Here is a 22,046-nt window from a genome sequence, read left to right as displayed (position 1 = left end):
CAACCACCCGGTTGTCCACAGCTTTCCGCCGCGTCAGACATGCACCGAGGGAGCCGTGTCATGCTGGCCGCCCTTGGTGAACAGCGCGACGCCCGCGGCCAGGACGGCCACGATCCCGGCGAGGGTGAAGGCCAGTCCCAGGCCGGAGAGGAAGGAGCCGTGCACCGCCCGGGCCATGGCCTCGGCCGCCTGCGCCGGGGTGCCGTCGGGGGCGGGCGGGGCGATGCCCAGCTCGGCGGCCTTCCCCAGCCGTTCGGCGTCCTGCGGCGGCAGCGGGGGGAGCTGGGCCTCGGCCCACTTCACGGGCAGGGTCTCGTGCACCCGGGAAGCCATCACCGCGCCCAGGACGGCCGTGCCGAGGCTGCCGCCGACCTGCATCGCGGCCTGCTGGAGACCGCCGGCGACCCCGGCGTGCTCCAGCGGGGCGTTGCCCACGATGACCTCGGTGGCGCCCACCATCACCGGGGCGAGGCCGAGACCGAGGAGGCCGAACCACAGCGACATCTCGAGGGCGCCGGTCCCCCGTTCCAGGGTGGACAGGCCGAACATCGCGACCGCGGTGACCAGCATCGCGCCGACCATCGGGAGGCGTGGGCCGACCTTGGTGATCAGCCCTCCGGCGACGGGCGAGGCGACGATCATCATCGCGGTCAGCGGCAGCATGTGGAGTCCGCTGTCCACCGGGCTCATCCCATGGACGTTCTGGAGGTAGAAGGTGACGAAGAAGAGGCCGCCCATGAAACCGAAGGCCATCAGGACCATCAGCACGGTGCCCGCCGAGAGCGGGACGGAGCGGAACAGCCTGAGCGGCAGCAGGGGTTCGCCCGACACGGTCTCCCAGACCAGGAAGGCCAGGAGGGTCACTGCCGCGATCACCAGGGACCACACCGTCGCGTTGTCGCCCCACCCCCACTCGGGCGCCTTGATGATGGCCCACACCAGGAAGAACATCGCGCCCGACAGCAGGACGACGCCGGGGACGTCGAAGGACCCGGGGGCGTTCTCCGCCCGGTGGTCCACCAGGATCGCCAGGCACAGGAGCACGGCCAGCAGCCCCACGGGGACGTTGACGAAGAAGACCGACTCCCAGTTCACGTGCTCCACCAGCAGGCCGCCGACGATCGGCCCGGCCGCGGTGGAGGCGCCGATCACCGCGCCCCAGACACCGATCGCCATGTTGAGCTTCTCGGCCGGGAAAGTGGCGCGCAGCAGGCCCAGGGCGGCGGGCATCAGCAGGGCGCCGAACAGCCCCTGGAGCACCCGGAAGGCGATGACCGTCGTGACGCCCTCGGACAGTCCGATGACGCCGGATGTGGCGGCGAAGCCGATGATGCCCGTCAGGAAGGTCTGGCGGTGGCCGAAGCGGTCCCCGATTTTTCCGGCGGTGATCAGCGCTACGGCCAGGGCGAGCAGATAGCCGTTGGTGATCCACTGGACTTCGGCGAGCGAGGCGCCGAGATCCTTCTGGATGGCCGGGTTGGCGATGGCGACGATGGTGCCGTCCAGGGTGACCATCACCACGCCGAGTGCCACGGCGAGAAGGGTCAGCCAGGGGTGGCCGCGCAGTCCGGCACGGCCGGGCGCCGTGTCCGACTCCGGTGCGCCGGGAGTGGCGGAGACGGTGTTGGAAGTCATGGCCGGGAGCCTAATGTCAGCGGCTGACACTTTCGAAGCGATTATGTGCCGACCGGTTTAAGCCCAGCTCACAGGTAGGGTGACCGGCACCTTTCGAGACGGCAGGAGGTGGCCGGGTGGCCGGACTGCGCGAGCGCAAGAAGCAGCGCACCCGGGACGCGCTGGTCCGCACGGCGCACGAACTGTTCGTCGCCCAGGGATACGAGCGCACCACGATCGACGAGATCGCCGCCGCCGTGGACGTCTCCCAGCGGACGTTCTTCCGCTACTTCGCCAGCAAGGAGGAGGTCGCCTTCGCCCTCCTGCGGACGGTCGAGGAGCGGTTCTTCGCCGCCGTCCGGGAGCGCCCCGCCGACGAGGCGCCCCTGCAGGTCCTGGGCAACGCGCTCGGCACCGCCTGGAACCGCATCGGCGACGCCATCCAGGAGGTCGTACCGCTCGGGGTCTACATGAGGATGTGGCAGGTCATCGAGACGACCCCCGCCCTGGTGGCGGCCCATCTGCGGCACTCCACGGAGCAGGAGGAGCGGCTCGCCGCCGAGGTCGCCCGCCGTGCCGGGGTCGATCCCGAACACGATCCGCGGCCGCGGGTACTGGTCGCCGCCTTCGCCGGCGTGCTCCGGCTCGCGGGACGCCGCTGGGCCGCCGGCCCGGACATCACGGTGGAGGGCGCGCGCAGGGTCTTCCAGGAGCACCTCGACCGGCTCGGCCCCGCTCTGGCGGAGGACTGGCGGCCCGCCGGCAAAAGCGGGGAGGACGCTCCTGCGCACCGGGGGTGACACCGGGCGCCCCACCGCGGTTCACCCGCTCGGGTGGATCCACGCCCCCGAGACGCGGACGGGGCGCCCGGCGGGCGGGTCCGACCAGGCGTCCCCGGGGCGGCGCGGCGGTGACGGCCGTCCCCTCACCCGGCGCTCCCCGTGTACGCCCGGTACGCCCTGTGTGCGCCACCGCCGTCCCGGCCGAACATGGCGGCCGTCGGTACGGACGGCTGCCGGCGGGTGGACGAGGTGTGACGCATGCGGCGCGGCTGAAGAGGAAGACCCGGGCACCGACGCATACGATGACCCGTATGGGTGACGTGCTGGCCGGAATTAACTCCTCCTGGGAGTTCGACACCGACTCCGTGCTCATCCGCTTCGAACGGGGCATCCGCACTCCGAAGCTGTTCCACGTGCTCGGTGAGCGGCGCGTCCCCTACGAGGCGCTGAGGTCTGCCGAGCTGGTCCCCGGCACCAGACGGGGCACGGTCGTGCTGCGCGCCGAGCCGCGCCCGGGCGCCGATCCGCTGATGGAGGCCGCCGCCGGGCAGCTCAGGGAGACCAGCGACCCGTACCGCCTGGTGCTCCCCGCCGAGCACGAGCCGCTGGCCGCCGCCCGGGTCAGCGAGCTGACCTCCGTCCTCGGCCCCCGGGCGCAGGAGCCGGCCGACCGCCACCTGGTCGCCGCGCCCGCCGCTCCCCTGCAGTTCAAGGCATACGACGGCAAGGTCTCCTTCGACGGCCGGGCGGTGTCCTTCCGCTGGTTCTGGACCGGGGCCTCCTCGGCGAAGTGGAAGGCGGGCGACCAGTCTTTCCCGGTCGGCGAGTTGCGGGGTGTCCAGTGGCGTTCGCCGGAGGTCGTGGGCGGCCATCTGCGGCTGGTCCGCCGCGGCGAGGCGGAGGACCGGGAACGCCCGGAGGCCGACCAGGACCCGGCCGCCGTCGTCTTCGGCCTGGGCTACGGCCTGGTGCACGAGTCGCTGCCGCTGGCGGCCGCGGTGCTTGAGGCGGTACGGGCGGCCGAGCCCGCACCGGTCCTGGAGGCGGCTGCGGCTCCCGCCACCCGCACGGCGGACCCGGTCACCACGGTCCGGCCCGCCCCCGCCGACATCGCCGACCGCATCCGGCACCTGGGCGAGCTGCACGGAGCCGGGCTGCTCACCGACGAGGAGTTCAGCGCGAAGAAGGCCGACCTCCTCGCCGAGCTGTGAGCCGTCAGCCGTGCCGAGCCGTGAACCGCGCCGGACCGCGAGGTGCGCCGGGTCCCTGCCCCACTCCCGCCCCGCCGAGGTGAACCCCGGGTCGGCGTGGCGCCCGTCGGCCACGCGGTCGGCGATCGGCTCCGGCGCGGCCGGAAGGGCGCGACGACCTCACCTTTCTCGCCGAAGCCGTACAGGTCGGCGGTGTCGTAGAGCGCGACGCCCGGTTCCGGGGCCCGCTCGAGGGCGGTGCGGGCCCCGTCGGCGTCCGCCGGCCCGTAGGCGGAGCTCATGCCCGTGCAGCCCAGCCCTGGACGCCCGCCTCGGGGCCGTCCGCGCCGAGCCGCGCCGCGGCGATCCGTCCGGCCCTCTCCTGGCTCGTCCGGTCCCTCAGAACCTCTCCGACGCCCGCCGGGCGTCCGCATAGAAGTCGATCTTGCAGTCGAGGACCGCCAGTGTGCTCCGCAGCTCGTCGATCCTGCGCCTGACGTCCTCGCGGGTCGCGCGCAGCAGCTCCTGCCGCTCCTCGAAGGTGTGGTCGCCCGCGCGCACCAGCTCCGCGTAGCGCACCATGTCCGCCACCGGCATTCCCGTCAGGCGCAGCTTGCCGACGAAGGCCAGCCAGTCCAGATCCCGGTTGGTGAAGCGGCGCTGCCCGGTGTGCGAGCGGTCGATGTGCGGCATCAGCCCGATCCGCTCGTACCAGCGCAGCGTGTGGGCGCTCAGACCGGTGATCGAGGCGACCTCGCTGATCGTGTAGCGGTCCCGTCCGTCCGGCCGCGGATGGGGCACGTCGGCCGTCGCGCACACGTCCGCCGGCAGCTCCCCGGCCTCCCCACCGGCGTCCGTGTCCGTCCTCGTCTGCACCTGCGTCTGCGTCACGGTCATGGGGGAACGCTACGGAGTTCGAGTGCGCTCCAGGCAAGCGGATAACGAGGGTGAAGTCCCGCCACGTCCGCCCGCGGCGCCCCACGTTAGGCTCGGGGCATGGACAGCCTGCGCACGATCGAGAACTGGCCGGTCACGACGGCGGCGGCGGCCGTCGTGACCGCCGACGGCACGGTGGCCGGAACGCGCGGCCCCGCCGATCACCGCTTCGCGCTCGCCTCGGTCACCAAGCCGCTGGCCGCGTACGCGGCGCTGATCGCCGTCGAGGAGGGCGCGGTCGAGCTGGACGAGCCGGCCGGTCCCGAGGGCTCGACGGTGCGGCACCTGCTCGCCCACACCTCCGGCCTGGCCTTCGACGAGCACCGCACGATGGCCGCCGCGGGCACCCGCCGGATCTACTCCAACACCGGCTTCGAGGTGCTCGGCGACCACATCGCCAAGGCGACCGGCATCCCCTTCCCCGAGTATCTGCGCCAGGCCGTCCTCGTCCCCCTGGGCATGGCCGCCACCGACCTGCCGGGCTCTCCGGCCAAGGACGGCGTCTCCACCCTGGCCGATCTGGTCCGCTTCGCCGCCGAACTCCAGGCCCCGCGCCTGCTGGACCCGCGCACCGTCGCCGAGGCCACGTCCGTGGCCTTCCCCGGTCTCCCCGGCGTCCTGCCCGGTTACGGCAACCAGAAGCCCAACGACTGGGGCCTGGGCTTCGAGATCCGCGACGGCAAGTCCCCGCACTGGACGGGCGCCTCCTCCTCCCCGCGCACTTTCGGCCACTTCGGGCAGGCCGGTACGTTCCTGTGGGTGGACCCGGACGCGGGCGCCGCCTGTGTGGCCCTGGCGGACCGGGCGTTCGGCCCCTGGGCGATCGAGGCGTGGCCGCCGTTCGCCGACGCGGTGCTGGCCGAGCTCCGAGGGAACTGAGGCACGAGGCACACGGACCGGCCTCGACGGTGCGGGCCGGCACGGCCCGACACGGGAAGGAGCGGCGAATGAGCGGGCGACCGCGCGTCCTGACGGTGCAGCACACCCCGAGCGGCGGGCCGGGCCGGTTCGGCGCCTGGCTGGCCGAGGGCGGCCTGGCGCTGGACGTCGTCCGCGCGTACGACGGCGAGCCGCTGCCCGCCCGGCTGGACGGCCACCGGGGCCTCCTGGTCCTCGGCGGCGGTTATCTGCCGGACGACGACGCGCGCGCCCCCTGGCTCGCCCCCGCCCGTTCCCTGGTCGCCGAGGCGCTGGACGGCGGCGTCCCGGTGTTCGGGATCTGCCTGGGCGGCCAGATGCTGGCCCAGGTCGCGGGCGGCGCGGTCGCGGGGGAGCACGGCGAGCCGGAGATCGGCAGCACACCGCTGGCGCTGCGGCCCGAGGCGGCGGACGATCCGCTCTTCCACGGCCTGCCCGAGCGTACCGCCGCGATCGAGAACCATGTCGACGCCATCACCGAACTCCCGTCCGGCGCACGGTGGCTGGCGCGGAGCGAGCGGTGCCCGTACCAGGCGTTCGCCGTGGGCGGCCGGGCGTGGGGTACCCAGTTCCACCCCGAGGCGACGGCCGCGCAGGTGCGGGAGTGGGATCCGGAGCGGCTGCGGCGCCTGGGCTTCGATCCCGCCGAGACCGTGCGCCGGGCGGAGGCCGACGAGCCCGCGTCGGCCGAGGTGTGGCGCACGGTCGCACTCCGCTTCGCCTCGCTCGTGCGCGGCGGCTGAGCCGGTACGGCCCCTGCCGGGCGAAGTCGCGGACACGACCGCAAACGCTCTCCCCGCCGTCGGCGCCCCACTCCCACCCTCCTGACCGGGGCCTGCCGGGCGGGCCGGCGTACCCGCCGCCACCACCGTGATGCTCTACGCCGCCGCACCCCCGGGCACCGCACACCCCCCGCCTCCCCCGCCGCGGGCGGCCCTCAAGACCCCGTCCGAGGGCCCCGGCACCTCTGCGCGGCCTCATCGAGCAAATTAATCAAGCGAGTTCACGAATTCCTCTTGTCTTTCCGCCCGCGCCGATTAGGGTCGCTCACGCCCACCGGACGGCAACGGAACCTGGAGGTCGGACAGCCCATGAGACGGAGATCGTCCCTGACGAGCCTGCTCACCGCGGGAGCCCTGGCGGCGACCGTTCTTCTGACCTCCCAGGCCACCGGCGCCCTGGACACCGCGGCCCCCGGCACCGGGGACCGCACCGGCACCCACGCCTCCGCCGACTCCGCGTCGCGGGACGCCCGCGGAGCGGCACGGCACTGGGTGAACACCTGGACGTCGATGCCGCAGCTCACCGAGCCCCACAACATGCCGCCCGCCCCCTTCACCGAGGACGGGCTGGTCATGGACGACACCACGCTGCGGCAGACCGTCCGCGTCACGGTCGGCGGCGACAGGGTCCGGCTGCGCTTCTCCAACGCCTTCGGCGGCACCGGCCTGCCCATCACCGCCGCCTCCGTGGCCCTCCCCGAGGGCGGGAAGGCCGGGACCGACGCGATACGCCCGGGCACCTCCCGCCCGCTGACCTTCAGCGGCAGGCCCTCGGCCCTCGTCCCCGTCGGAGCCCAGGTCGTCTCCGACCCGGTGGACATGAAGGTGGCTCCGGGGACCAACCTCGCCGTCACCCTCTACCTGGCCGACGGCCAGGCGTCGAACGACATCACCTCCCACCCCGGCTCCCGGACCACCTCCCACCTCCTGCGCGGTGACCACGTCGCGGCCGAGGACCTGCCGGGCGCGACGGCGACGAACCACTGGTACTTCCTCAGCGGCGTCGAGACGTGGTCGGCGAAGTCCACCCGGGCGGTCGCCGTCCTGGGCGACTCCCTGACCGACGGCCGCGGCTCCACCACCAACGGCAACGACCGCTGGCCGGACCAGTGGTTCGACCGGCTCCAGGCCCGCCGCGGCACCGCCCGCCTCGCCGTCCTCAACCAGGCCGCCGGCGGCAACCGCGTCCTCGAGGACGGACTGGGCCCCAACGTCCTGGCCCGGCTGGACCGCGACGTGCTGGCGCAGACCGGGGTGGAGTCGCTGATCGTCTTCGAGGGCGTCAACGACATCGGCACCGCGGCGGCCACCGAGGCCGCGCAGGAGCGGGTCGCGGCCGATCTGATCGCCGCCTACGAGCAGATCGTCATCCGCGCCCACGCCCACGGCATCGAGGTCCACGGCGCGACGCTGCTCCCCTTCGGCGGCAACGAGATGTACGACGACCCGGCCGGGCACCGCGAGAGCGCCCGGCGGAAGGTCAACGACTGGATCCGCACCAGCGGCCGCTTCGACGCCGTCATCGACTTCGACCGCGCCGTCCGCGACCCCGCCGACCCCGAGCGGCTCCGCCCCGACCTCCACGACGGCGACTGGCTCCACCTGAACCCCGCCGGCTACGGCCGGCTGGCCGCCGCCGTACCCGGGCGCCTGTTCCGCTGATCCGGCCGGTTCCACCGGCTCCCGGCCCGTCCACGGCCGCCGTGTGCGGCCGTGGACGGGCCGGAGCCGTCAGGCGGCGTCGGAGCCGGTCTCGCCGGGCCGGTCCCGGCCGTGCAGCAGCAGGAAGAACGTCCGCACCGACTCCCGCGAGCCGTACGCGAAGCGGTTGGCCACCCTGCCCAGCGGGTTCCACACGCGCCCGTCGGGCATCCGCACGCCCACCGGCTGCCCGAACCGCTCGCGCTGCCCGGTGTCGAAGTCCACCCACACCGCCCCGGCCTGCCGGACCATCACCTCCCCCAGGTATCCGCCCAGACCGAACAGGACCTCCGCCACACGTCCGGCGGGCTCCGCACCCCGGCGGCGCATGCCCTCGATGACCGCGTCCACGATGCGCAGGCTGTCCACGGAGTAGTCCAGGGGCAGTCGATGCCCGGCCCTCCCCGACGTCAGGTCCGTGACGAACTCCGCCACATGCCCGCGCATCCTTCCGGCCGTGGGTCTCGCCGCGGTCTCCGTGCCCATGAGCGTCTCCCCTCGCATTCGGCTCGGCACCGGGCAGCGGTACGCCGGACGCCGCCCGAGGGAGGGGCCCATTCCCCTCCCCCTCACCAAGCGCCGCCGCATACTGCCTGGTCACGCCCTCGCGGTGTGGCGGTATTCACGTTTACGCGGTGTCAGCGAAGCCTTCCGGCGCCGGGCCGGGCAGGGGGCCGCGCCACCTTCGCACCCAGAGGAATTCCGCGTGAACTTCAGCCGTACACAAGGCCCGGCGGAGTCCTGGCGGCGTCGGGGCGTCCGCTCCCCCGGGCGGCCATGCGGAACCTCGTCCCGTCCGCCGGGCCCATCTCGGCCCCCGGTAACGGATCCCGCGAACCCCCTGATGGCAGCGGGCTTCCCCGTCCGGCCCGGTTCCGGTGCGGGCGGCGGCCGCCGCCCGCACCGGAACCGGCGGCCGTCTGCCCCCGCCCCTCCCCACCACACCGCTTCGCACCCTTTTCCGGCCTTTGTCCCCACGAGTGACGCACGGTGATCCTCTGGGGTATAACCGGCCCGTCCGACAGTGGACGGCCGGCCGCGCCCCGCCGGCCTGCCGTACGTACCGGTCGCGGCGCCGCCGCCTTGGACCGGGGCCCGTCACCGCGCCTCGGGGACGGCAGGGCGGGCCGCGGGGGGCGGGAACCGCCGGCGTCCACAGCACCCCGGCGCGTACGACGAGTCGCCGCGCGCGGCCCGTGCCGCTCGTACGGCCGTGCCCGCCCACTGTCCGCGTCCGGGCGCGGAACCGCCGGCCGCCGAACAGGCGGAGACAGAGCGGCGGCCACCGGACGCACCGGGATCTTCCAGAGGGGGTTTGGAACACGTGGGATCGAACAGAGGCCGCAGCCGCAGGCCGGCGGGCATGAAGCGCCGGACCTGGCTGGCGGTCGGCTCCGTCGTGCTCGGGGGATCGGTGGTGACGACGGTCGCCGTCACCGCCACCTCGGGCACTTCGGGCGAACAGGCCCGGGGCGAGGGGATGCGGCCCGTGGCCGCCTACACCGAGACGTTCCAGGGCGGCGATCCGGGGAAGCGCTCGGTGCCGCGCAAGGACACCCGGCCCTTCTCCATGCTCGGCGTCTCCTGGGAGGACCCGGAGGCCGAACTCGACGGCACCGCCCAGATCCGCACCCGCAGCGCGGAGACCGGACAGTGGACGCGGTGGCAGGACCTCGACCTCGACATACGGCCGCCGGAGACCGACGAGGGCGACGACAGCGGAGTGCGCGGGGCCTCCGAGCCCCTGTGGGTCGGTACGTCCGACGGGGTCGAGGCCCGGGTCATGGCGGACGGTGGGGAGTCGGCCGAACTGCCCGGCGGACTCCGCCTGGTGATGATCGACCCCGGCATCCTGGGCGAGGACATCGGGAAGGGCTGGCGCAAGGTCGGCGACATGAGCGGGGGCGGGAACTCGCAGGAGCCGTCGCAGCAGCCCTCGACGGAACCGGAGCCGGAGCCGGAGCCCAGCCAGGGCGAGCCCTCCACGGAGCCGTCCGCCTCCGCCCCCGCCACGGAGGATCCCGAGCCCAGCCCGGAGCCCTCGCAGCAGCCCACCACGGAGGCCCCCACCGGGGAACCGACCGGGGAGCCGAGCCCGGGACCCTCCACCGAGCCCACCGGCGAACCCTCCACCGAGCCCACCGGGGAACCTTCCGGCGAACCCTCCATCGAACCCACCGGAGAGCCGAGCCCGGAACCCTCCACCGAACCGGCACCCACCGGGGAGCCGACCGGGGAGCCGAGCCCGGAACCCTCCACCGAACCCACCCAGAGCCCCACGACCGGGCCCAGCACCGAACCCACCGGTGAGCCGTCCACCACCGCCCCGGCCCCCTCGCCGTCCGGGACGCAGGCACCGCGGATCGTCAGCCGCGCCCAGTGGGGCGCCGACGAGTCGCTGGTCGAGGACCCGCCCTCCTACCTGAGCCGGGTGGACGCCGTCTTCGTCCACCACACCGCCGGCACGAACGACTACACCTGCGCCCAGTCGGCCTCGATCATCCGCGGCATCCTCACCTACCACGTCAAGACCAACGGCTGGAACGACGTCGGCTACAACTTCTTCGTCGACAAGTGCGGCACGATCTTCGAGGGCCGCGCGGGCGGTGTCGACAAGGCCGTCCAGGGCGCCCACACCTACGGCTTCAACGGCTACTCCGCGGGCGTCTCCCTGCTCGGCAACTACGAGGACGGCGGCCGGCCCACCCAGGCCGCGCTGGACGCCATCGCCCGGATCTCCGGCTGGAAGCTCGGCCTGTACGGCGCGGACCCGGCCGGCAAGGTGACGCTCACCGCGGCCGCCGACACCGGCGTCTGGAAGAAGGGCGAGCGGGCGACGCTGTACCGGATCTCCGGCCACCGCGACGGCTACGCGACCCTGTGCCCGGGGGCGAACCTCTACTCGCAGCTCCCGGCCATCCGCACCAAGGCCGCCGCGTCCTCCTGACCCACCCCCGCGCCCGAACAACGGAACCGGAACCAGGAACAGGACCGGGACCGGCCGCCCCGCACACCGGGGCGGCCGGTCCCTCACTTACCGCCCCCTCAGCCGGCCGCGGCCCCGGCGAGCTTGTCCACCTGCGCGGTGACGATGTCCCGCGGCATCGAAGCGCCCGACGGCGACTTGATGTTCAGGCTCATGAACTGCGCCAGCGACGCCCCGGAACGCACCAGCGCGAAGTGCATCGGCACCTCGGTGCCCTCCGCCTCACCCACCAGTTTCACCGCGACCGCCTCGTCACCGCTCTCGGGCGCCTCGATCTCCTCCACGGCCGTGTAGCGGATCGTCTCCCCACCGTTGTTGCCCGAGGTGGTGAAACCGTCGCCGCACGCCTCGATCGCCGACCGCACGCCCTCCACCGTACGGGCCGCGCCGTCGCCGTCGTAGGACAGCAGCGACACCGACACGATCCGCCCGGCCGTCTCCTGCCCCGACCCGGCGAACCCCTGGGAGGCGAACGCCCGCGCCCGGGGCGTACGTCCGGTGCCGTAGGCGGTCAGATCGGCCAGCGGCCGGCACTCGGCCCGGTCCGCCTCCGGCGTCAGCGGCTCCTGGTCGGCGGCGGCTACCTGATAGCCCTTCACCTCGCCGTCGGCGAGCAGCGCCTTCTTCAGCGCCGCCTCGTCGAGGACCGGCCCCGCGGCCTTCCCATCCTGCTCCCCCGCCTCCGGCGACGCGCTGCTCCCGCTCCCGGGCCGCTTCTCCGCGTCCTTGCCGGGGGCGTCGTCCGAACCACCGCACGCCGCCGTGAGCGCCAGCAGCGGCGCCACCGCCGCGGCCACCAGGAGGACTCTGCTCTTCCCCACCGAACTTCCCATCTCCCGTTGTCTTTTCACCGTCTCGCGCACACGCGGGGATCCAACGCCGAGGCGGCCCCGTACGATCACCGGCCGCCGCCCGGCGGAACATCCGTCGCTCCGTGCTCCACGGTCGGCACACGCTGTCACACCGTCGGCGGACCGGACAAGCGATCAAGCCCGCGCACCCCGCCGCCCGGTTCAGTGCCCGGTTCAGGAGCGGCGCTCCCCCGTGCACCGCTCCAGGGCGGAGCGGAAGTGGTGGAACCGGCGCTGGTCCGGATCGGCGAACTCCAGGACGTCCAGCGCCGCCTCCGCGTCCCCCGAGGCCGCCTCCCGGTAGAGCACCCACAGCCCTTCACCGGCGGCCCTGCGGCACTCCTCCGCCAGGTCCGGGAACCCGGCCTCCGCCTCACTGCGGTGCGACTCCCCGGCCACCAGATAGCCCAGGACACTCAGCAGACGCCCACGCACGAATCGCGGCGGCTCCTCGGCCAACGCCGCCAGGATCACCGGGACCGCCGACGGGGCGACCCGGAAGAGCATCGGCTGCTCCTCCAGATGACCGCTCAGCAAGCCCTCCGTCACCTCCCCCGGTGCCCGGGCCGACATCAGCCAGTCGAACGTCCGAGGCAGATGAGCGCCCGTCTCACCGCACCCGCACCGCAGAGCGCTCCAGTCGTGCCGCGCCGCCTCCACCTGCCACGCCTTCACAGCCTCCTCCTGTTCCATGGTCCTTCGCGAGCGGAGAGCACCCCGGACACGAAGTTCTCGGGCGGGTAGAGGCCCTGGCAGACTGGGCAGGTCTCTATTCTCCTGAAGTATTTTCCCCAGGCCGTCCCCGATGTCCTCTCTTGAGGTCCTCGATGTTCTTGGTGGAGCCGTCGGCCATCAGCACCCGCGTGCCGGGGGTGAAACTGTTGGTCTCGCACTTCGGTTTGCTCGCCGGCTTGGGTTTGGACTCCGATTTCGGCTTGGGTGCGGGCTTGGACTGGGGCGCGGCCTTGGTGGTCTTGCGGGCGTCGTTGGCCGCGCCGGCGGCACCCGCGCCCTTATCGGCCCACTTCGCCGCGGTCGCGGCGGTGCCGACGCCGGGGATGGCGGCGGCCATCGACAGGGCACCGTCGACGTAGTTGCCCTCGGCCATGTACCACAGGCCATTGGCCACGTCCGCGGCCTCGCCGACCACCGGCACCATGCCCACCACGTCCAGCGTGGCGTGACCGATGTCCGACCACGACATCCCGAACAGGTGCCCGTCCAGCTCCACGAAGGAGATGGGGTTGCCGCCGGCGAAGGCGTACCGGTTGTTGGTGAACGGATCGGTGGCCAGGCCCATGTCCGCCAGTGCCCCGCCGTACAGGTCGCGGGTCAGGAACCGGTTCAGGCCCGGGTCGTAGTTGCGGAAGCCCATGTCGTAGGTGCCCGAGGCGGCGTCCCAGCGGTGCCCGTTGAACCGGTAGGCGTTGTACGGCTCCTCCTCGCGCAGCACCTGGTCGTCCATGGCCAGGTAGACGAAGGCCTTGGTCTTGCCGCTGGTACCGGAGGTGGTCTCCATCACCGTGCGGTCGAAGGCGTCGTAGGTGTAGGTGGTGGTCGAGGATAGGTACGCCGAGTGGTCGTCGGCGTACCTCTGCACGGCCGGGCCCGGGACCGGCTCGCCGCCGGGAACCACCGCTCCTTCCACTGCCGCCAGCGCCAGCCGCACACCGTGCGCGGATATTCGGCGGCCCGCACGTTCGCTGCGTCTTCGAACAGGACCCTTCGAGCTTCGGATCAAGAACGCGGTGGCGCCCCTTTCCTGAAGGGGCGCCACCGCGTTCTCTCAGGGCAGGAACTCCCAGAACGGCCCGTCAGACGCGAGGTTGCGAGAACACAACGTCATGTCCCTACCCTTGAGATAAGCCAGCAACCACTCACTGATTCCCAATGGTGGTTGTCAAGCTCGCTGGCCGGGCATGTGGGGCGATTCAGGTTGCCGCGAGGTCGCGTCGGGGCGGCTCGGTGGTGAAGGTGCGCTGATCGCGAATGAGGGCCCACAGCACGTCGAGGCGGCGTCGGACCAGGGCGAGGACGGCCTGCTTGTGGGTCTTTCCCTCGATGCGTTTGCGCTGGTAGAAGGCCCGGGATGTCGGGCAGCAGCGGGCGGCGACCTGGGCGGAAAGGTAGAACACGCGCAACAGGCGGCGGTGGTAGCGGCGGGGTCGGCGCAGGTTGCCGCTGATGCGGCCGGAGTCCTTGGGGACCGGCGCCAGGCCGGCGACCCCGGCAAGTCGGCCGGGGCTGCCGAAGGCGTCCAGGTCGCCGCCGGTGCAGGCGAGGAACTCGGCGCCGAGCAGGGTGCCGATGCCGGGCATGCTGGTGATCGTCTCAGCGTGGCGGTGTTCGCGGAAGCGGGCCTCGATCAATGCGTCGGTCCGCGCGATTTCCTCGCCCAGGGCCAGCAGCTCCTTGGCCAGGGTGTGGGCGGCCGTCCTCTCCCCGGGAACGGCGGTGTGCTGGGTCTGGGCCGCCTGGACCGCGGTCGCCGCGACCGCCTGAGCGCTTCGGACCTTGCGGTTCGCGAGCCAAGTGGCCAGGCGGGATTGGCCGATGCGGCGGAGCGCGGCCGGGGTCTGGTAGCCGGTGAGCAGGGTGAGGGCGGCCTTGGAAGTGCTGTAGTCGAAGGCGCGCTCCAGGGCGGGGAAGTACTCCAGCAGCTGGGCGCGCAGCCGGTTGATGGTGCGGGTGCGGTCGGCGGTCAGGTCGTAGCGGCGGGCGGTGAGGATCCGCAGATCCACGGCGATCTCGTCCCACTCCTGCAGCGGCTGCAGATCGCGACGCATCCTCGCCTGGTCGGCGATGACGAAGGCGTCCTTCGCGTCCGTCTTCCCCTCGCCCCGGTAGGAGCCGGAGGCATGGTGGACGGTCCGGCCGGGGAGGTAGAGCAGCCGTTGGCCGTGCGCGGTCAGCAAGGCGATCAACAGCGCGGCCCCGCCGGCGTTCAGATCCACCGCCCAAGTCACCGGCCCGCCATCGGCCAGCTCCAGGACATCGCCGACCAGCTCCAGCAGATCCGGCTCGCTGTTGGCCACCCGCCGAGACAGTGCCTTGGCCCCCTCCGCATCGATCACCGTGCAGTGGTGTTCGGCCTTCCCCGCGTCTATCCCCGCCCACAGCTCGGGCATCGTGCCTCCTCATGCCGTTCCCGGTTCGGCCCTGCGGACGACCACGCCGACGTGTCCCTACGAAGCGACTGCTCGCGCATCCCAATGAGTGGCCGTGTCGTCGCGAGGTGCCGGGCGGCCAATCAGTGAAAGCCACACGAGCGGCATGAGCTTTTTGAGCCACACCCGGACCTCAGGGCCTCCCGATCCTACGAATGACCGGGACCGAACCCACCAGAAAGGTAGGGAGCCCTTTCAGTTTGGGCCCCGTGTGGGTGACGGGCGGGCCGGCCGCAACGCACAAGGCTCCCGTACCGTTGAGGGAGGTGTTCGACGTCTCAACCCATCGGCACAGGAGCCTCGTTGGTTCCCTATCCTGCCGCACTCGACCTGCCGCACGCGCTGGTCGAGTGGGTCACGATGCTCATCGTCACCCGGGAGGGTGACCGCCGCTGCAAGCTCCCGCCCCACCAGCGCGCCCTGGTGGGTCTGGTCTACCTGCGCAAGCACGACACACTGGCGCAGATCGCCGCCGGCTTCGGCATCTCCGTGGGCACCGCCCACGCCTACACCGCCGCGGTCATCGATCTGCTCGCCACCCGAGCCCCCGGCCTGCTCAAGGCCCTGCGCGAGAGCGATCCGGACTACGTGCTGCTCGACGGCACCCTCGCCGAGTGCGACCGGACCGGCAACAGCCGGGCCGACTACTCCACCAAGCACCGGCGCCACGGAGTGAACGTGCAGGTCGTCACCGACCCGACCGGCCATGTGCTGTGGATCTCGCCGGCCCTGCCGGGCCGTGCCCACGACCTGACCGCGGCCCGCACCCACCGGATCATCCGGATCTGCGAGCGGCAGGGGGTACCCGTGCTGGCCGACCGGGCCTACCAGGGTGCCGGCCCCTGGGTGACCACCGGCCGCAAACGGCCACCCGGCGGCGAGCTGTCGCCGACCCAGCGCACGGTCAACCGCGCGCTGGCTCAGGCTCGGGCCCCTGTCGAACGCGGCATGGCACGACTGAAGTCCTGGCGGGTCTTCCGCAGGGCCCGATGCAGCCCGAATCGAATGTCGTCAATCACCGCAGCCGTCCTCACCCTGGAGCGGCAACGCTGAAAAACCTCACTGAACGTCATCTCATAGAGAGTCCAGGCCGGACTGTCGAACTCCTGGACCACCACGCGCCAGGGCGACGATGGGGTGTCGGGAACGCACAGGAAAACCGTCTCGCCCGTCGTGGCCGTCGCCACCGGCACCAATTCGCCGGGGTTCGCCCCTACCGGACTCGGCAGAAATTCCACCATATCCTCGTCACGCCAGAGGTCGAGATCCCTCCTGATCATCGTTCCCAGATCGTGAAGAAGGTGGCTGGCGGGATGCTTCAGATACAACTGTCCGTTGATCTCGATCGAACCGTAGGCGTCCACGATCTCACGGAAGTCCGCGGGAAATCCGATACCGAGTTCCTGCTCCAGCTCGATCCACGGCGCCGGATCTGGCCAGTTGAACCGAGGTTCACCCAACAGGGTTTGTATTTCTGAAAGAGTAGCCACCGCTGTGCCCCTTCTAGCACTTCGAGCCGATGCCGGTCTGGAAGTTGACCGCCGTGCACGAGAAAGAGTCCACGATATTTCCCTGGGGTCCGTATGCGGCGGCCGAGCACGACCTGCGTGCCGCTCGGATCCACGCCCCCTGCCCGCCCTGCACGCGGAGGCCCGCGCCGGGCTGCCGCACTGGCCGACGTCGGCTACACCGGCGCCGGCAAGGGCATTCACACCCCGTTCCGTCCGCACCCCGACATCGATTTACCACTCGCGCCGGATACCCGCGCCTACAACCGGCTACTGCGCGGCGTCCGCGCGATCGACGAACGAACTGCTGCCGAGCTCAAACAGCACTGGCGCGCCCTACGGTACACGAAGGCCTGTCCCAGCCGGGTCGGAGCCATCACCCAGGCCGGACCGTCGAAATCTCTCAAAATGGCCCCTTGTAATACCGCTGCCTCTCCCCCACCTCACGGAGCAAAAAATCGCCGGCATACTTCCGGAATTTTTTCCAGTTTTCCGGATAACCCAGCAAGTGGTCGGTAACTCTAGTACTTACCATCTCACGGATGGAGGGCCTCCCACTTCCCAGGAGGTGCTCCAGAAACTGAGCACATCGATGTGCGACATCCTCGTCCAGCGGAAGGGTTGCGGCCAAGAGCGGCGCGAGCACTCCTTGGACGAAGACTTCGCTGGTGAGCGTATAAGCTCCGACTTCCACCGGGTCGCAACCACTCGAGAGGGCGTACTCCCGCTCCTCTTCCTCCAGGGCGAGGATTTCCAGTCGCTGTTCCGGAAAGAACTCCCAAAGCAATCCTCGCACCAGCGCAGAGTCCGTGGGACGCGAGCTCCTTGACTCGCCATTCTGCGAGCTTCCCACCAAGGAATCACACCTCCTCAAAAATCTCTCAGCGGAGCGCCCCTTCGAGTTCTATTCCTGAAGGGGCGCTCCATCAGCGATCACTCACACCCTAGTCAACTTCCGGCACAGGGCAGCTACCAATTAGAAGCCATCTCATTTGGTGAGTCGCCGGTAACAGATGAGGGTGCAGGCGATGCTGGTGAAGGCGAGGAAGTGCTCGGCCTTGCGCTCATAGCGCCGGTGGAGGCGTCGGCAGCCGGCGAGCCAGGCCATGGTGCGTTCGATGGCCCAGCGGTGCCGGCCCAGCCGCTGCGAGGTCTCGATGCCCTTGCGAGCGATGCGGTGGCGGATACCCCGCTGGGACAGCCATCTTCGCAGGTGGGCGTAGTCGTAGCCCTTGTCTCCGTGGAGCCTTCCGGGCCTGCGACGGCGTCGGCCGCGGCGGGAGCGGATCGGGGGTATGCCCTGCACCAGCGGGATCAGGGCCTGGCTGTCGTGGGTGTTGGCGCCGGAGATGCCGACGGACAGGGGCAGACCGGTCCGCTCGGTGATCAGGTGGATCTTCGACCCGTACTTGCCCCGGTCGACAGGATTCGGACCGGTCAGGTCCCCCTTTTCATCGCCCGCATGTTCACCGAGTCGATCGCGCACCGCGACCAGTCCAGCTCGCCGCGGGCGCCGAGTTCGTCCAGGACCAGGCGGTGCAGCCTGGCCCAGACCCGGGCCCGGGTCCACTCGGTGAACCGGCGGTGGGCCGTGGCCCCGGACGGCCCGAACGATGCGGTGGGCAGCTGCTGCCAGGTACACCCCGAGGTGGCCACGAAGATGATCGCGGCCAGCACTTCCCGGTTGCCGTGCCGGCGACGGCCGCCGCCCTGCGGCCGCGACGGCGCCTCCGGCACCACCCGCTGGAACAGCTCCCACAACTCATCCGGCACCAGCCGCTCAACGATCCCTGCCACGGCCAAGAGCCTACCCAGCCAAATGAGATAGCTTCTTAGAGCGTGTCCTATGTGGCGGGCCGGTCGTTGTCCGGGCATGGGGAGTGACCGGTGGGGATGGATTGTTCCGGACGGGCTGTGGGAGCTCGCGCGGCCGCTGCTGCCGCCGACGAGGGTGCGGCCGCAGGGCGGCGGGACCCAGAACACTCCTGATGAGGCGGTGTTCGCCGCGATCATCTACGTGCTGGTGTCCGGCTGCGCCTGGCGGGCGCTGCCGCCGTGCTTCGGGATCTCCAAGTCCACCGCCCACCGCCGCTTCCTGATCTGGTCCAGAGCCGGGGTGTGGGGCCGGCTGCACCAGGTGGTGCTCGACAAACTCGCCGACCAGGGCCTGCTGGACCTCTCCCGCATCGTTCTCGACTCCGCCCACGTGCGGGCTAAAAGGGGGGCGAACTTGCAGGTCCGAGCCCCGTGGACCGGGGCAAGCCGGGTACCAAGATGCACATCCTGTCCGACCGGTCCGGACTGCCCCTCGTGGTCGGCATCTCAACTGGCAACACCCACGACAGCCAAGGGTTGAGGCCCATGCTGGCCGGTCTCCACACGAGACACGACCCCGGCCGAGGCCGCGACTACACCTTCGGCAAGCTCCACGCCGACAAGGCCTACGACAACCCTGACCTGCGCCGATGGCTCCGCGGCAAACGCGTCGCCGTGCGGATCACCCGCAAGGGCATCGACTCCAGTGAGCGGTTGGGGCGCCACCGCTGGGTCATCGAGCGCACGATGGCCTGGCTGACCGGCTACCGCCGCCTGTCACCCCGCTACGAGCGCCATTCCCGCAACTACCTGGCCTTTCTCGGCCTGGCCGCCGCCCTCTGCTGCTACAAGCGGTTGATCCGCCTCACCACATAGGACACGCTCTAAGACGTCGTCTCATTTGGTGATTCCGTGCGACGATTCGTCGGCCAGTAGGAAGCCACGAGCAGAGGCGAAGACCAGTGGAGTACGTCAATCTCGATGCGCAGGTCGGCAACCTGTCAGGGATCCTGGACCCGGCTCGGTACCTGGAGCGCCTGCCCTCGATCTCTGGTGATCTGCCGCCGGGCGCCCGGGCCTTCGCCACTGACACGGATCACTACGACTTCCAGAGCATGCGATGCGTGAAGGACTTGAAGCTTGGGGCCGTCCGGGGCGCCGACGGCGAGGAGATGGAGGTCGAGTTCCAGCACAACTGCTGGAAACATGACCACGACCTCGTCATCCGCTACGCAGGGGTGTCCAGATTCGTCATCGATCCTGCCGACGAGGGCCGAGGGACGGACCTCGGGACTGTGATTCTCGACGAGATCCTGCCGCACGGGGACGGCTGCAGTCACGAAATCGCCTGCTGGGACGGCACGCTCACCATTGTCTGCCGTGACCTCCAGGCGACCTGGACCGAGGCCGACTGCTCAAGCAAGTCGTAGGCGCGACAGGTCGTGGGGATTGCTGAGCGGCTGGTGCCGGATGAGCTGTGGGAGCTGTTCCAGCGGGTGGTGCCGGAGGCGCCGTCGCGGCCGCAGGGTGGTGGCCGGCGCCGGTACGGCGACCGGGAGGTGTTGGCCGCGATCGGGTTCGTGGCCACCTCGGGGTGTACGTGGCAGCAGCTGCCCGCCGCGTCGTTCGGGCCGTCCGGGGCGACGGCCCACCGCCGGTTCACCGAGTGGACCCGGGCCCGGGTGTGGGCCAAGCTGCACCGCCTGGTCCTGGACGAACTCGGCTGCCGGGGTGAACTGGACTGGACCCGCTGCGCGATCGACTCGGTGAGCATGCGGGCGATGAAAAGGGGGACCTGACCGGTCCGAATCCTGTCGACCGGGGCAAGTACGGGCCGAAGATCCACCTGATCACCGAGCGGACCGGTCTGCCCCTCTTGGTCGGCATCTCCGGCGCCAACACCCACGACAGCCAAGCCCTGATCCCACTGGTGGAGGGCATACCGCCGATCCGCTCCCGCCGCGGCCGGCGCCGGCCGGCAGGCTCCACGGAGACAAGGGTTACGCCTACGCTCACCTGCGGCGATGGCTGTCCCAGCGGGGTATCCGGCATCGCATCGCCCGTAAGGGCATCGAGTCCTCGCATCGGCTGGGCCGGTACCGATGGACCATCGAACGCACGATGGCCTGGCTCGCCGGCTGCCGCCGACTCCACCGCCGCTACGAGCGCAAAGCCGAGCACTTCCTGGCCTTCACCAGCATCGCCTGCACTCTCATCTGCTACCGACGACTCACCAAATGAGATGACCTGTTAACCATCTCGGCCTGTCCGGTGAGGTGCTGGACGAGGAGGTGGCCGGCAAGGCCACCTCCTCGTCCAGCACAGATGGTTCAAGCCGTAGGGGTTTGCGCGTCGATGTACACCCTGCAGTCCTGACCTGCCTGGTGAATAAGCACTTCGACACGCTGGGGCTGGGATCTGCTCGGAGCGCGGATGTATCGGGTGTCCCCGGTGCCGGAGTCGACCCAACCGTGATCCTTAGCGAAGACTTCGACCCCGATCGTCTCCTGGCTAAGATCAGGAACTTCCTTTAGTCGGTTCTCGGAGACGAATTCCGGCACGGCTTCGCACTTTACCGAGAAAAGTGTCGCCATCGGGTAGGCATCAACTGCGGCCCATGCATAATATCGCAGTTTTCTTGCACGTTCCGGAATGTTGATGCCGTAATTGCGAAATGCCTGTTTCGAACTCACGTCTGTTATGGAGCCTGGAAGGGCACCCGGAAAGCTCTCATTCTCCTCCTGCTTGCAGGAGGTAGTAGTCAATACCACTGCCACTACCGTGCAGGCCACTCCGCGCCAATAGCGACGATACGTCATCTCATCCGCCCGCTGAGTAACTGTACGAGCCCCAAACATTGAAGTCCTGGGCATAGCCATCGGCGTGCAACCGCGCCAGCTCGTTCTGGTTGATCATGCGACCGGGCCCCACATTCCCTTTTGGTTCACCGCCAGCCACGTTACCCCAGTTGTATCGCTTAAACACCTCTACGGTGATCGTATTATTGGAGTCGCCGGACCGAACTCGATACTGGAAGCCGTCCATCGCGTACCACCAATCCTGCACTTCTGGCCCCTTGTCTCCCAGCGCCATGAACTTGGTGACCTCAGCCGACCGCCATCCACTGTCGAAGTCTCCACCAGACTTCCTACCTTTGGTGATGTGCTCGTTGACCAGTTTTTTGAAGCTGGGCAACTCGTCCAGCATCTCCTTGGGGCTGATTTGCTTAGCTTCACCCGAAGCGCTTAGCCAATGATCCAGGTTTTCGGCGGCACGTTCAAATCCATAAACGTGACGCAATGCGCTGGCACCGGTGCTCATAGTCGAGGCCAGTAGCAGGTTGTAGTCATGGTGAAGCAGCTTTGTGAGCCAATTTGACGTATTAAAGGGGCGGTCATCGTAACTTCTCTGCTTGGGTGCGTCAATCGGAGTGTCGTTCTTGTAGTACTTACCTTCACCGGGTGCGGTGAGGTCTCCTCCGCCGACCTCGGTCCAGCCGGCAACGCCGGTGTCCATGGAGGCGTTGACGTGGCCGTCGAGTTCGATGCGGCTGATGGGGTTGCCACCGGTGAAGGCGTAGCGGTTGGAGGTGAAGGGGTCGGCGCCCAGGGACATGTCGGCCAGGGCGCCGGTGTACATGTCGCGGGTGGTGAAGCGGTTCAGGCCGGGGCTGTAGTCGCGGAAGCCCATGTCGTAGGTGCCGGTGGCGGAGTCCCAGCGAGACTCCCCCGGAGAGCCATGGCTCTCCGGGGGAGTCAGTGCCCCCAGAGGGTCCTACTTCATCCGGTGCCTCGCC

The 22,046-nt window shown here is 70.4% G+C and carries 18 protein-coding genes and 3 pseudogenes; 10 read left to right on the top strand and 11 right to left on the bottom strand.

Annotated elements, in window-relative coordinates:
• Window positions 1-33: 33 nt before the first annotated feature.
• Complete coding sequence (locus QPK52_RS19130) at window positions 34-1,635, bottom strand: MFS transporter (protein WP_410538690.1); 1,602 nt, start codon at window positions 1,633-1,635, stop codon at window positions 34-36.
• 116 nt (window positions 1,636-1,751) lie between these two features.
• Between QPK52_RS19130 and QPK52_RS19125 the strand changes: the two genes are divergently transcribed.
• Both QPK52_RS19125 and QPK52_RS19120 read left to right on the top strand, forming a co-directional pair.
• Window positions 1,752-2,414: a TetR family transcriptional regulator gene (locus tag QPK52_RS19125; RefSeq protein ID WP_410538689.1), complete on the top strand. Its 663-nt coding sequence runs from the start codon at window positions 1,752-1,754 to the stop codon at window positions 2,412-2,414.
• Between the two features lie 293 nt (window positions 2,415-2,707).
• Window positions 2,708-3,607 (top strand): DUF4429 domain-containing protein, encoded by a 900-nt coding sequence (locus QPK52_RS19120; RefSeq protein ID WP_410538688.1) that lies wholly within the window; start codon window positions 2,708-2,710, stop codon window positions 3,605-3,607.
• Window positions 3,608-3,985: 378 nt separating this feature from the next.
• On the opposite strand, the gene QPK52_RS19115 is transcribed toward QPK52_RS19120, so the two are convergent.
• Window positions 3,986-4,483, bottom strand: a complete 498-nt coding sequence (locus tag QPK52_RS19115) for a MerR family transcriptional regulator (RefSeq protein WP_410538687.1) — start codon at window positions 4,481-4,483, stop codon at window positions 3,986-3,988.
• A 99-nt stretch (window positions 4,484-4,582) separates the two neighbouring features.
• Between QPK52_RS19115 and QPK52_RS19110 the strand changes: the two genes are divergently transcribed.
• From QPK52_RS19110 to QPK52_RS19100, 3 genes are all read left to right on the top strand, one after another.
• Window positions 4,583-5,401: a serine hydrolase domain-containing protein gene (locus QPK52_RS19110; RefSeq protein WP_410538686.1), complete on the top strand. Its 819-nt coding sequence runs from the start codon at window positions 4,583-4,585 to the stop codon at window positions 5,399-5,401.
• Window positions 5,402-5,469: 68 nt separating this feature from the next.
• Window positions 5,470-6,183, top strand: a complete 714-nt coding sequence (locus tag QPK52_RS19105; RefSeq protein ID WP_410538685.1) for a type 1 glutamine amidotransferase — start codon at window positions 5,470-5,472, stop codon at window positions 6,181-6,183.
• 348 nt (window positions 6,184-6,531) lie between these two features.
• The gene (locus tag QPK52_RS19100; protein WP_410538684.1) at window positions 6,532-7,884 is read left to right on the top strand and encodes an SGNH/GDSL hydrolase family protein; all 1,353 of its coding nucleotides are present in this window, start codon (window positions 6,532-6,534) and stop codon (window positions 7,882-7,884) included.
• Between the two features lie 69 nt (window positions 7,885-7,953).
• Here the strand turns inward: QPK52_RS19100 and QPK52_RS19095 are convergent, their stop codons facing one another.
• Window positions 7,954-8,409 carry a hypothetical protein gene (locus QPK52_RS19095; RefSeq protein ID WP_410538683.1) on the bottom strand — a complete coding sequence of 152 codons (456 nt, stop codon included), beginning with the start codon at window positions 8,407-8,409 and terminating at the stop codon, window positions 7,954-7,956.
• 877 nt (window positions 8,410-9,286) lie between these two features.
• Between QPK52_RS19095 and QPK52_RS19090 the strand changes: the two genes are divergently transcribed.
• On the top strand, window positions 9,287-10,870 hold the full coding sequence (locus QPK52_RS19090; protein ID WP_410538682.1) for an N-acetylmuramoyl-L-alanine amidase: 1,584 nt from the start codon (window positions 9,287-9,289) through the stop codon (window positions 10,868-10,870).
• Window positions 10,871-10,968: 98 nt separating this feature from the next.
• Here the strand turns inward: QPK52_RS19090 and QPK52_RS19085 are convergent, their stop codons facing one another.
• From QPK52_RS19085 to QPK52_RS19070, 4 genes and pseudogenes are all read right to left on the bottom strand, one after another.
• Window positions 10,969-11,730, bottom strand: a complete 762-nt coding sequence (locus QPK52_RS19085) for a hypothetical protein (protein ID WP_410538681.1) — start codon at window positions 11,728-11,730, stop codon at window positions 10,969-10,971.
• Window positions 11,731-11,934: 204 nt separating this feature from the next.
• On the bottom strand, window positions 11,935-12,435 hold the full coding sequence (locus QPK52_RS19080; protein ID WP_410538680.1) for a hypothetical protein: 501 nt from the start codon (window positions 12,433-12,435) through the stop codon (window positions 11,935-11,937).
• A 538-nt stretch (window positions 12,436-12,973) separates the two neighbouring features.
• Window positions 12,974-13,198, bottom strand: a pseudogene (locus QPK52_RS19075) (RHS repeat-associated core domain-containing protein); the annotation flags it as partial.
• A gap of 493 nt (window positions 13,199-13,691) precedes the next feature.
• A complete protein-coding gene (locus QPK52_RS19070) occupies window positions 13,692-14,888 on the bottom strand; it encodes an IS110 family transposase (protein ID WP_410538679.1) in 1,197 nt (398 codons plus the stop codon).
• Between the two features lie 342 nt (window positions 14,889-15,230).
• Between QPK52_RS19070 and QPK52_RS19065 the strand changes: the two genes are divergently transcribed.
• On the top strand, window positions 15,231-15,980 hold the full coding sequence (locus tag QPK52_RS19065) for a transposase (protein ID WP_410538678.1): 750 nt from the start codon (window positions 15,231-15,233) through the stop codon (window positions 15,978-15,980).
• Window positions 15,981-16,838: 858 nt separating this feature from the next.
• Here QPK52_RS19065 and QPK52_RS19060 read toward each other — a convergent pair.
• A complete protein-coding gene (locus tag QPK52_RS19060; protein WP_410538677.1) occupies window positions 16,839-17,231 on the bottom strand; it encodes a hypothetical protein in 393 nt (130 codons plus the stop codon).
• A gap of 192 nt (window positions 17,232-17,423) precedes the next feature.
• Window positions 17,424-18,223, bottom strand: a protein-coding gene (locus tag QPK52_RS19055) for an IS5 family transposase (protein WP_410540393.1) whose coding sequence is annotated in 2 segments (ribosomal slippage) — window positions 17,424-17,885 and window positions 17,888-18,223 — 798 coding nt in all. Because the reading frame shifts where the segments join, the coding sequence is not laid out codon by codon here.
• Window positions 18,224-18,308: 85 nt separating this feature from the next.
• On the opposite strand from QPK52_RS19055, the gene QPK52_RS19050 reads away from it, so the two are divergent.
• The 3 genes and pseudogenes from QPK52_RS19050 to QPK52_RS19040 all read left to right on the top strand — a co-directional run bounded on the left by QPK52_RS19050 (window position 18,309) and on the right by QPK52_RS19040 (window position 20,491).
• Window positions 18,309-19,126, top strand: a protein-coding gene (locus QPK52_RS19050; RefSeq protein ID WP_410538676.1) for an IS5 family transposase whose coding sequence is annotated in 2 segments (ribosomal slippage) — window positions 18,309-18,651 and window positions 18,651-19,126 — 819 coding nt in all. Because the reading frame shifts where the segments join, the coding sequence is not laid out codon by codon here.
• 86 nt (window positions 19,127-19,212) lie between these two features.
• Window positions 19,213-19,680, top strand: a complete 468-nt coding sequence (locus QPK52_RS19045) for a hypothetical protein (RefSeq protein ID WP_410538675.1) — start codon at window positions 19,213-19,215, stop codon at window positions 19,678-19,680.
• 18 nt (window positions 19,681-19,698) lie between these two features.
• A pseudogene (locus tag QPK52_RS19040) lies at window positions 19,699-20,491 on the top strand (IS5 family transposase).
• An 89-nt stretch (window positions 20,492-20,580) separates the two neighbouring features.
• Here the strand turns inward: QPK52_RS19040 and QPK52_RS19035 are convergent.
• A complete protein-coding gene (locus QPK52_RS19035) occupies window positions 20,581-20,943 on the bottom strand; it encodes a hypothetical protein (protein ID WP_410538674.1) in 363 nt (120 codons plus the stop codon).
• Between the two features lie 832 nt (window positions 20,944-21,775).
• Window positions 21,776-21,970: pseudogene (locus QPK52_RS19030) on the bottom strand (RHS repeat-associated core domain-containing protein); the annotation flags it as partial.
• Between the last annotated feature and the right edge of the window lie 76 nt (window positions 21,971-22,046).

The organism is Streptomyces sp. KL2, from assembly GCF_046529545.1.
GTDB lineage: Bacteria > Actinomycetota > Actinomycetes > Streptomycetales > Streptomycetaceae > Streptomyces > Streptomyces radiopugnans.
Note: the sequence above shows the minus strand (reverse complement) of the source record. Positions and strands in the feature narration are given on the sequence as shown.